The sequence below is a fragment of the Paraburkholderia sp. SIMBA_027 genome, from assembly GCF_046535315.1.
GTDB classification, from domain to species: Bacteria; Pseudomonadota; Gammaproteobacteria; order Burkholderiales; family Burkholderiaceae; genus Paraburkholderia; species Paraburkholderia tropica.
The window spans coordinates 1-233 of sequence record NZ_JAWRWY010001667.1; the positions used below are offsets into that span (position 1 = coordinate 1).

The 233-nt window shown below is 69.5% G+C and carries 1 pseudogene; it reads left to right on the plus strand.

From position 1 onward, the window contains the following. Positions 1–233 (plus strand): annotated as a pseudogene (locus SB764_RS44845) (M48 family peptidase); the annotation flags it as partial.

The following is a 233-nucleotide window of genomic DNA, read 5'->3' on the forward strand; positions in this document are numbered from 1 at the left end:
GTTGCTCGCACGCCAGCAGGCGAAAGCGGACCCCGAGCAGCCGGACTGGTGGGACTACCTAGCAAAGGCGAGCGACGGCAAGGGCGACGTGCTCGCGCGGCGCCGTGCGCTCGCGGAGAAGCTGGCGCTCGACGGCGCGTGGCCGTCGGCGATTCGCCAGCTGAAGGAGGCGCGCGACGCGAAGGATGTGTCGTTCTACGACCAGTCGATCATCGGCGCGCGGCTGCTGGAAT